The organism is Streptomyces sp. NPDC104831, from assembly GCF_055583025.1.
The window spans coordinates 130,177-139,161 of sequence record NZ_JBVJOT010000019.1 but is presented as its reverse complement, the minus strand read 5'-3'; the positions used below and the strand labels follow the sequence as shown (position 1 = coordinate 139,161).

At 73.5% G+C, this 8,985-nt stretch carries 7 protein-coding genes; 2 read left to right on the top strand and 5 right to left on the bottom strand.

Translation table 11 applies throughout. The features are described from left to right. Positions 1 to 820 precede the first annotated feature (820 nt). Complete coding sequence (gene trpS / locus ACZ63H_RS15990; protein ID WP_469865315.1) at positions 821 to 1,846, top strand: tryptophan--tRNA ligase; 1,026 nt, start codon at positions 821 to 823, stop codon at positions 1,844 to 1,846. A gap of 53 nt (positions 1,847 to 1,899) precedes the next feature. Here the strand turns inward: trpS and proC are convergent, their stop codons facing one another. The 4 genes from proC to ACZ63H_RS15970 form a co-directional block, all read right to left on the bottom strand. After that, complete coding sequence (gene proC, locus ACZ63H_RS15985) at positions 1,900 to 2,712, bottom strand: pyrroline-5-carboxylate reductase (RefSeq protein ID WP_469865313.1); 813 nt, start codon at positions 2,710 to 2,712, stop codon at positions 1,900 to 1,902. A 65-nt stretch (positions 2,713 to 2,777) separates the two neighbouring features. After that, positions 2,778 to 3,572 (bottom strand): class I SAM-dependent methyltransferase, encoded by a 795-nt coding sequence (locus ACZ63H_RS15980; RefSeq protein ID WP_469865311.1) that lies wholly within the window; start codon positions 3,570 to 3,572, stop codon positions 2,778 to 2,780. 201 nt (positions 3,573 to 3,773) lie between these two features. Further along, positions 3,774 to 4,298 carry an EamA/RhaT family transporter gene (locus ACZ63H_RS15975; protein WP_469865309.1) on the bottom strand — a complete coding sequence of 175 codons (525 nt, stop codon included), beginning with the start codon at positions 4,296 to 4,298 and terminating at the stop codon, positions 3,774 to 3,776. 64 nt (positions 4,299 to 4,362) lie between these two features. Then, entirely contained in the window at positions 4,363 to 4,686 is a 324-nt protein-coding gene (locus ACZ63H_RS15970; RefSeq protein WP_469865307.1) for an SH3 domain-containing protein, read from the bottom strand. Positions 4,687 to 4,847: 161 nt separating this feature from the next. On the opposite strand from ACZ63H_RS15970, the gene ACZ63H_RS15965 reads away from it, so the two are divergent. After that, entirely contained in the window at positions 4,848 to 7,028 is a 2,181-nt protein-coding gene (locus ACZ63H_RS15965; RefSeq protein WP_469865305.1) for a serine/threonine-protein kinase, read from the top strand. A 100-nt stretch (positions 7,029 to 7,128) separates the two neighbouring features. Here the strand turns inward: ACZ63H_RS15965 and ilvD are convergent, their stop codons facing one another. Continuing rightward, positions 7,129 to 8,982, bottom strand: a complete 1,854-nt coding sequence (gene ilvD / locus ACZ63H_RS15960; protein WP_469865303.1) for a dihydroxy-acid dehydratase — start codon at positions 8,980 to 8,982, stop codon at positions 7,129 to 7,131. Positions 8,983 to 8,985: the final 3 nt, after the last annotated feature.

Here is an 8,985-nt window from a genome sequence, read left to right as displayed (position 1 = left end):
TAATCGGGATGAACACCACGAGAGCGGTGCGAGAGGAGGAATAGTCCCCTCGCACACAGCGTCCTCGCTGTGTTTTTTCAAAGGAACCTCGTCCCGGTCGTGATGACCGGAGACGGGGTATCAACATATCTGGCGTTGACTTTTGGCACGCTGTTGAGTTCTCAAGGAACGGTCGCTTCCTTTGTACTCACCCTCTCGGGCTTTCCTCCGGGCGCTTCCCTTCGGTCTTGCGTTTCCGACTCTATCAGATCTTTTCTCGATCCGATTTCCTCGGTGCTTTCCAGGTTCCCGCTCTCGCGTTTCCCTTTCCGGCGGTTCCGACTCTATCAGATCCTTTCGGCGACTGATCCCCGGTCAGCGGGGTTTGTCTTCCCGGCCGTTGGGCCGTTCCGACGAGTGAGACTTTAGCGGATTCCCGGCTCCCGAGCTAATCGGGGACCGACGCCCTTTCGAACGCGGATTCCTCATTTCGCAAATACGCACGCCAAAGCAGCGACGCCGGAGCGTCGACGGAGTGGGTGGTGCTTGCGGAATGGCTGTCCGGGGACCGACCGGAGTCGGCGCTCACGTCGGACAACTCGGAGAACAGTACGGATCGGCGGGGGGCGTGTCAACCCACTGCCGGACAGCACTCCCGAGGCGTACCGTGGACGGCGTGATGACGCGTACGTGCACCCAGCTCTGGTGGGCCGCCTGACGGCGGCCGTACTCACGTATGCACTCGACGGCCGCCGCTTCGGCGGCCGTTCTCGTCTCTCCCTCCGGGTCTTGAGGGGGCCGGCCGCAGGGGCGGCGGTCCCGACCTGAAGAAGGAGTGGACATGACCCGGGTTTTCAGCGGGATCCAGCCGACCGGACATCTGACCCTGGGGAACTACCTGGGGGCCATGCGCCGCTGGGCCGAGGTGGACCAGTACCGGGCGGACTCGCTGTTCTGCGTGGTGGACCTGCACGCGCTGACCGTGGACCACGATCCGGCGCGGCTGCGCAGGCTCAGCCGGCAGACGGCGACGCTGCTGCTGGCGGCCGGGCTCGATCCCGAGGTGTGCACCCTGTTCCTGCAGAGCCATGTCGACGAGCACACGCGGCTGTCGTACCTGCTGGAGTGCGTGGCGACCGACGGCGAGATGCGGCGGATGATCCAGTACAAGGAGAAGTCCGCCAAGCAGCGGGAGCGCGGTGGCGGCCTGCGGCTGTCGTTGCTGACGTACCCGGTGCTGATGGCCGCGGACATCCTGGCGTACGGCGCGGACGAGGTGCCGGTCGGTGAGGACCAGGCGCAGCACGTGGAGCTGACCCGGGATCTGGCGGTGCGGTTCAACCAGCGTTACGGGCACACGTTCGTGGTGCCCCGGTCGACGCTGCCGCCGGTGGCGGCGCGGGTGATGAACCTCCAGGACCCGACGCGGAAGATGGGGAAGTCGGACGAGTCGGGGACCGGGGTCGTCTATCTGCTGGACGAGCCGGACGCGGTGCGCAAGAAGGTGCTGCGGGCCGTGACGGACAGCGGACGGGAGGTCGTCTACGACCGCGAGCGGCGGCCGGGCGTCGCGAACCTGCTGGACGTCCTCGCCGCGTGCACGGGCGGGCGCCCCGAATCGCTGGCGGGCGGGTACGACTCGTACGGCGCGTTGAAGAAGGACACCGCGGAGGCCGTCGTGGAGGTGCTGCGGCCGGTGCGGGAGCGGCACCGGGAGCTGTGCGCCGATCCGGCGTACGTGGAGGGGGTGCTGCGCGAGGGCGCGGAGAAGGCGCGGGCGCTGGCCCGGCCGACGGTCGACGCGGCCCACCGGGCGATCGGGCTGCTGCCGCCCGTGGCCCAGCCCGCGCCGGACGCCGCTCGGTAGCCGGTCACCGGCCCGCGGGCGGTGCGGTGGGCGCCGCCCGCGGGCCGGGGCGGTCAGTCCTTCTTGCCGGAGGCGAGTTGGCGGCTGCGGTCGCGGGCGGCTTCGAGGGCGGCGATGAGGGCCGCGCGTACGCCGTGGTTCTCCAGCTCGCGGATGGCGTTGATCGTGGTGCCGGCCGGGGAGGTGACGTTCTCCCGGAGCCTGACGGGGTGTTCCCCGCTGTCGCGGAGCATCACGGCGGCGCCGATGGCGGACTGGACGATCAGTTCGTGGGCCTTGTCGCGGGGCAGGCCGAGCAGGATCCCGGCGTCGGTCATGGCCTCGACCAGGTAGAAGAAGTAGGCCGGGCCGGAGCCGGACAGCGCGGTGCAGGCGTCCTGCTGGCTCTCCGGGACGCGCAGGGTCTTGCCGACGCCGCCGAAGATCGCCTCGGCGTGCGCGAGGTGCCGCTCTGTCGCGTGGCTGCCGCCGGAGATGACCGACATGGCCTCGTCGACGAGGGCGGGGGTGTTGGTCATGACCCGGACGACGGGGGTGCCCGGGGCCAGGCGCTCCTCGAAGAAGGAGGTGGGGATGCCGGCGGCTCCGCTGATGACCAGGCGGTCGGCGGGCAGGTGCGGGGCGAGTTCGTCCAGGAGGGTGCCCATGTCCTGCGGCTTGACCGTGAGGATCAGGGTGTCGGCGGTCTTGGCGGCCTCGGTGTTGGAGACCGGGTCGACGCCGTGACGGGCGCGGAGTTCTTCGGCGCGTTCGGGGCGGCGGGCGGTGACCAGGAGGTCGGTGGGGGCCCAGCCGGCCCGGAGCATTCCGCTGAGCAGGGCTTCGCCGATCTTGCCGGTGCCGAGGACTGCGACTTTCTGGCTCATGCGGATCAGTCTGGCACCGGGGTGCGGTGTGCGGGCCGGTTGTCCGGTGGGCGGAACGGGGCGGGTCAGGGGGTTCGGGCGACGATGAGGAGGACGTCGTAGGTCTCCTCCACGACGCCGTCCGGGAAGACCTCCAGCAGGTGGGCGCGCTCCTGTTCCAGGAAGGCGGCCGCGTGCTGCGCGGGGGTGACGAGGAGGGCGGAGTGGGTGGCGACGTTGGCGAGGTGGGTGTCGATCGGGACGCGGCGGCTCCAGCGGACCGTGCGGCGGGTGAAGTCGAGGCGTCCGCTGGGGTCGGCCCGCTCGACGCGTTCGCCGGCCTTGCGCTGCTCGGCGGCGACGTCGATGCCGAGGAAGCGTGCGGCCCGGCCGGCGGCGTCGGCCATCCAGTCGACGTCGAGGGCGTTGGTGTTCCACCACAGGGCGAGCGCGCCGCCCGGCCGCAGCACGCGCAGCGCCTCCGGGACCGAGCGCGCCGGGTCGGTCCAGTGCCAGGACTGGGCGTAGGTGAGGAGGTCGGCGGTGGCGTCCGCGAAGGGCAGGGCGTTGCCGTCGCCCCGGACGAGCGGGAGGTGCGGCAGCGCGCGGCGGAACTCGGCGGCCATGCCCGCGCCGGGCTCGACGGCGAGGACGTCGGCGCCGCGGGCGTGCAGCAGGGCGCTGGCGATACCGGTGCCGGCGCCGACGTCCACGGTCCGGGCGCCGGACAGGGGGCGGCCGGCCAGTTCCTCGACGGCGTCGAGGAGGGCGGGCGGGTAGGAGGGGCGGTTCGCGGCGTACTGGGCGGCGACCGCGTTGAAGGACCCGGCCCGGGCGGCGTGCGGGTCGGCGGAGGGGGAGGGCGGGGGGACGGCTGTCATGGGATCAGGTCTACGGCATCACGGTGGGCGCGGGAAACCCCGGGCGGGCCGGGGCGGGCGGTCCCGTGGGCGTCCGGCCGGCTGCCGTGCCGGGGGGCGGGGCCGGGGGGCGGGGCCGGGGCGCGTCGGGGGAGGGAAGGGAACGGGGTCCGTTCCGCCGGGGTGAAGCCCCGTGGCCGGCGGACCCGGGCCCGGCCGGGCTCAGCGGCGGCGCTTCTTGCGGGACGGGTTGCCGGTGCGGCGGGTGGTGCGCCGGGCGTGGGCCTCGCGGGCCCGTTCGTACTCCTCGCGGTGCAGCTTCTCGCCCGGTGCCTCGGTGAGGGAGCGGACGAAGTAGGCGAGGAGGGAGCCGACGAAGCCGATGGCGAGCATGCCGCGCAGGGACGCCTGGCGCTGCGGGTCGTGCCGCTTGCCGAAGCCCTCCCAGGTGTTGCGGAAGGCGAACGCGCTGCAGATCGCGAACATCACCACGATCAGCACGGTCACGAAGGGGCCGGTGTCGGCGATCCGGATGCCCTGGAAGGCGAGGCGGAGCACCAGGCAGGAGGCCGCGGCCGCGGCGAGGGCGCCGACGGCGACACCGGCGCGGCGGGCCGCGTAGCCGTTGTCGTGGCCGACCCAGGACGTGCCGAAGAAGCGCAGGGGCTCGGGGCGGGGGCCGTCGTCCCGCGCCGCGTCGCCGGTGGAGCCCGCCGGGCTGTCCGGGGTGCCGGTTTCGTCGCTCACGGCACGATTATGGCCCCGGCCGCGGAAGGGCCGGGGGCCGGGGCCGACCTGGGTCCGCGGCGGGTCAGCCGCAGCGGGGGGCGATGTAGCCGTCGCTGCCGGTGTGGACGTAGGCGTCGGAGACGTACTCGCCGTTGTCGATGAGGTCCCAGATGTTGGTGGTGCCGTAGGTGCCGGAGACCGTGGTGCCGGGTGACTGGCAGTAGATCGGCACCCGGACGCCCTCGGGCAGCTGGCGGATCAGGTTGTACTGGGTGCCCGGGCCGCTGCGGACGTTCAGCCGGACGCCGGGCGCCACGGCGTAGGTGCGTACGGCCGCCGCCGCCTGGGCCGTCAGGCCGTCGCGGCCTTCGTCCACGCTTCCGGCCTCTGGTGTGTCGACAGACATGAAAGTGGTCCTCCCCCGTCGCTTTCCGAATGCGGTGCGAGCCGTCGCGGAAACGCGTGCGCGACTCGGACGCAGACGCTAGCAAGCCGCCTCTGTCTCGTACGAGTCATCGACTAGGCTCCGTGCGTCGCGCGCGCGGACGAACAGCACGGGGGTGGTCCATGGCGCCACAGCGCAACGCCGGAACGGACGCGGAAACGGAACTTCCGGAATACGCCGGCCACTACCCACTGGAGTCCTGTCTCGGATCGGGTGGCATGGGCGTCGTCCACCTCGCCCGGAGCACCTCGGGGATGAAGCTCGCGGTGAAGGTGGTGCACGCCGAATTCGCCCGGGATCCGGAGTTCAGGGGCCGTTTCCGGCAGGAGGTGGCCGCCGCGCGCCGGGTCAGCGGTGCCTTCACCGCGCCCGTCGTCGACGCCGATCCGGAGGCCGACCGGCCCTGGATGGCCACCCTGTACATCCCCGGGCCGACCCTCTCCGAGCACGTCAAGCGGAGCGGGCCCATGACTCCGGAGCAGTTGCGGCGGCTGATGGCGGGGCTCGCCGAGGCGCTGCGCGACATCCACCGGGTCGGCGTGGTGCACCGGGATCTGAAGCCCGGCAACGTGCTGCTCGCCGAGGACGGTCCGAAGGTCATCGACTTCGGTATCTCCCGGCCGAAGGACAGCGAGCTGCGCACCGAGACGGGCAAGCTGATCGGCACCCCGCCGTTCATGGCGCCCGAGCAGTTCCGGCGGCCCCGGGAGGTCGGTCCGGCCGCCGACGTCTTCGCGCTGGGCTCGGTGATGGTGCACGCGGCCACCGGGCGCGGCCCGTTCGACTCCGACAGTCCCTACGTCGTCGCCTACCAGGTCGTCCACGACGAGCCCGATCTGACCGGAGTGCCGGTGGGGCTCGCGTCGCTGGTGCGCAGGTGCCTGGCCAAGGAGCCCGCCGACCGGCCCACCCCGGACGAGCTGATGCGGGAGCTGCGGTCGGTGGCGGCCTCGTACGACACCCAGGCGTTCATACCGGCGCAGCGGACGGGCGAGGAGCCGGGGACGCCGGCTCCCGGGGCCGCCCCGGCACCGGCCGCCGCGGGTCCCGGCCGGCGCCGGGTGTGGCGCACGGGGCGTCGGCGGGCGGCGGCGTCCGCGCCCCGGTCGGCGCCGGGCGGCGGCGGGCGGCCCGGGCGGCGGCGGGTGGTCGCGCTGGCGGCGGGTGTGCTCGGGCTGGCGCTGGTGGGCGGGCTCGTCGCGGTGTGGGCGGCGGGGCGAAACGATCAGGCCGGCCGGGGCGGGGACGCGCCGGCCCCTACGGCGGCTGCCGGGGGCTGGACGGTCCGGCCGGCGGTCGGCGGCGCGGGCATGCCGCAGTGCTCGTACGGCGCGGGGAAGCTGCTCTGCGCGCGGCCGGGCGTCGTCTTCGCGCTCTCCCCGGCCGACGGCCGGCTGCTGTGGCGGCACGGGACCGGCACCCGGTCCACGAGCGGCCCGCCGGTCGTCTCCGGCGGGCTGGTGCTGCCGTACCCGGACGGCAGTCCCCGGCTCGCGGGGCTCGACCCGGACACGGGCGAGGAGGTGTGGCGGCGCGGGCTGCCCGCCGGGACGACGGTGCGCTACGCCGGGGACACCGCCCTGCTCGTCGGGGCCGGCGGCACGGTCACCGGCGTGGACGGCGCGACGGGCCGTACCCGCTGGCACGGCACGGTCCCCGGGCAGGGCGTGCCGTTCTTCGACGCGTTCCCCGGCGACTCGGCGGCCTACGCGACCCGTACGTCCGCCGACGGCACGCACACCCGGGTGACCGCCGTGGATCCGGTGAGCGGCCGGGTGCGGTGGGACGCCCGTCTGCGCGGCTGGCTGAAACCGGTCGCCGCGGGGGCCGACGGGTCGGTGTTCCTCCTGGCCTTCGACCGCGGCTACGGCGCCCGGGAGGTGGTCCGCTACTCCCCCGCGACGGGTGCGACCCGGCGGGTGGCGCTGCCCGCCGTGCTGGACGGCGCGCACGCCACCGTGCGCGGGAACGTCGTCTACGTCCTGGCCACCGGGGGCTCCCTGGACGCCGTGGACGTGGCGGCGGGCCGGCGGCTGTGGCACCTGGAGACGTCGGTGAGCCGGGGTTCGCTGCCGGTCGCGCGGGGCGAGCGGGTGTACCTGACCGCGAGCGACGGCCGGCTGCTCGCCGTCGACGCCGGCGCGGGGCGGCTGGTCGGGCAGACGCCCGCGCGGCTCGGGACCGACTCGGCGCGGGTCATGAGCACCCCGCCCGCCCCGGTGCCGGTCGGCTCCCGGGTCTGCGCGACCGCGCCCGACGGCACCGTGTTCACCGTGGACGGCCGCTCGCCGGGGGCGTGGTGAGCCGGGCTTCCGGCCGCCCGCCGCCGGCCTGCCGGGCCGGGCGGCCGGGCACGGCGAAGGGGCCGCCCCCGTCCGGAGGGCGGCCCCTGTCCGTGGCCGGTCAGCCCAGGCGGGACACGTCGCGCACCGCGCCCTTGTCGGCGCTCGTGGCCATCGCCGCGTAGGCGCGCAGGGCGGCGGAGACCTTGCGGTCGCGGTTCTTCGGGGCGTAGACGCCGTTCAGGGCCTGCTCGCGGCGGGCCAGTTCGGCGTCGTCGACCAGCAGCTCGATCGTGCGGTTCGGGATGTCGATGCGGATGCGGTCGCCGTCGCGGACCAGGGCGATGGTGCCGCCGGAGGCCGCCTCGGGGGAGGCGTGGCCGATGGACAGGCCCGAGGTGCCGCCGGAGAAGCGGCCGTCGGTGATCAGGGCGCAGGTCTTGCCGAGGCCGCGGCCCTTCAGGTACGAGGTCGGGTACAGCATCTCCTGCATGCCGGGGCCGCCCTTGGGGCCCTCGTAGCGGATGACGACGACGTCGCCGTCCTTGACCTCCTGGGTGAGGATCCGCTGGACGGCCTCCTCCTGGGACTCGCAGACGACCGCCGGGCCCTCGAAGGTCCAGATCGACTCGTCCACGCCGGCCGTCTTGACCACGCAGCCGTCGACCGCGAGGTTGCCGCGCAGCACCGCCAGGCCGCCGTCCTTGGAGTACGCGTGCTCGGCGGAGCGGATGCAGCCGTTCTCGGCGTCCTCGTCCAGGGCCTCCCAGCGCTCGGACTGGGAGAACGCCTCGGCGGAGCGGACGCATCCGGGGGCCGCGTGCCACAGCTCGACCGCCTCGGGCGAGGGCGAGCCGCCGCGGACGTCCCAGGTCTTCAGCCAGTCGGCCAGGGACGGGCTGTGCACGGCGTGCACGTCCTCGTTGAGCAGGCCGGCGCGGTGCAGCTCGCCCAGCAGGGCCGGGATGCCGCCGGCGCGGTGCACGTCCTCCATGTAGTACGTGCGGTCCTTGGCGACGTTCGGGGCGACCTTCGCCAGGCAGGGCACGCGGCGCGAGACGGCGTCGATCTCGTCCAGGCCGAACGGGACGCCCGCCTCCTGGGCGGCGGCCAGCAGGTGCAGGATCGTGTTGGTGGAGCCGCCCATCGCGATGTCCAGGGCCATGGCGTTCTCGAAGGCCTGGAAGGTGGCGACGTTGCGGGGCAGGACGGTGTCGTCGTCCTGTTCGTAGTGGCGGCGGGTGATGTCCATGACCGTGCGGGCCGCGTTCTCGTACAGGGCGCGGCGGGCGGTGTGGGTGGCGAGGACCGAGCCGTTGCCGGGCAGGGACAGGCCGATGGCCTCGGTCAGGCAGTTCATCGAGTTGGCGGTGAACATGCCGGAACAGCTGCCGCAGGTCGGGCAGGCGTTCTCCTCGATGCGGAGGATGTCCTCGTCGGAGATCTTGTCGTTGACGGCGTCGGAGATCGCGTCGACCAGGTCGAGCGTGCGGACCGTGCCGTCCACCAGGGTGGCGCGGCCGGACTCCATGGGGCCGCCGGAGACGAACACCGTCGGGATGTTCAGGCGCAGGGCCGCCATCAGCATGCCCGGGGTGATCTTGTCGCAGTTGGAGATGCAGATCAGGGCGTCGGCGCAGTGGGCCTCGACCATGTACTCGACCGAGTCCGCGATCAGGTCGCGCGAGGGCAGGGAGTACAGCATGCCGCCGTGGCCCATGGCGATGCCGTCGTCCACCGCGATGGTGTTGAACTCGCGCGGGATGCCGCCGGCCTCCCTGATCGCCTCGCTGACGATCCGGCCGACCGGCTGGAGGTGGGTGTGGCCGGGCACGAACTCGGTGAAGGAGTTGGCGACGGCGATGATCGGCTTCCGGCCGATGTCCGCACCGGGTACACCGGAGGCGCGCATAAGGGCGCGGGCGCCCGCCATGTTGCGACCGTGGGTGACTGTGCGGGACCTCAGCTGGGGCATCGT

What these genes read in the sequence shown, in the direction of transcription:
- trpS (WP_469865315.1), top strand. Translation starts at nt 821, where the DNA reads ATGACCCGGGTTTTCAGCGGGATCCAGCCGACCGGACATCTGACCCTG.
- proC (WP_469865313.1), bottom strand. Translation starts at nt 2,712, where the DNA reads ATGAGCCAGAAAGTCGCAGTCCTCGGCACCGGCAAGATCGGCGAAGCC.
- ACZ63H_RS15980 (WP_469865311.1), bottom strand. Translation starts at nt 3,572, where the DNA reads ATGACAGCCGTCCCCCCGCCCTCCCCCTCCGCCGACCCGCACGCCGCC.
- ACZ63H_RS15970 (WP_469865307.1), bottom strand. Translation starts at nt 4,686, where the DNA reads ATGTCTGTCGACACACCAGAGGCCGGAAGCGTGGACGAAGGCCGCGAC.
- ACZ63H_RS15965 (WP_469865305.1), top strand. Translation starts at nt 4,848, where the DNA reads ATGGCGCCACAGCGCAACGCCGGAACGGACGCGGAAACGGAACTTCCG.
- ilvD (WP_469865303.1), bottom strand. Translation starts at nt 8,982, where the DNA reads ATGCCCCAGCTGAGGTCCCGCACAGTCACCCACGGTCGCAACATGGCG.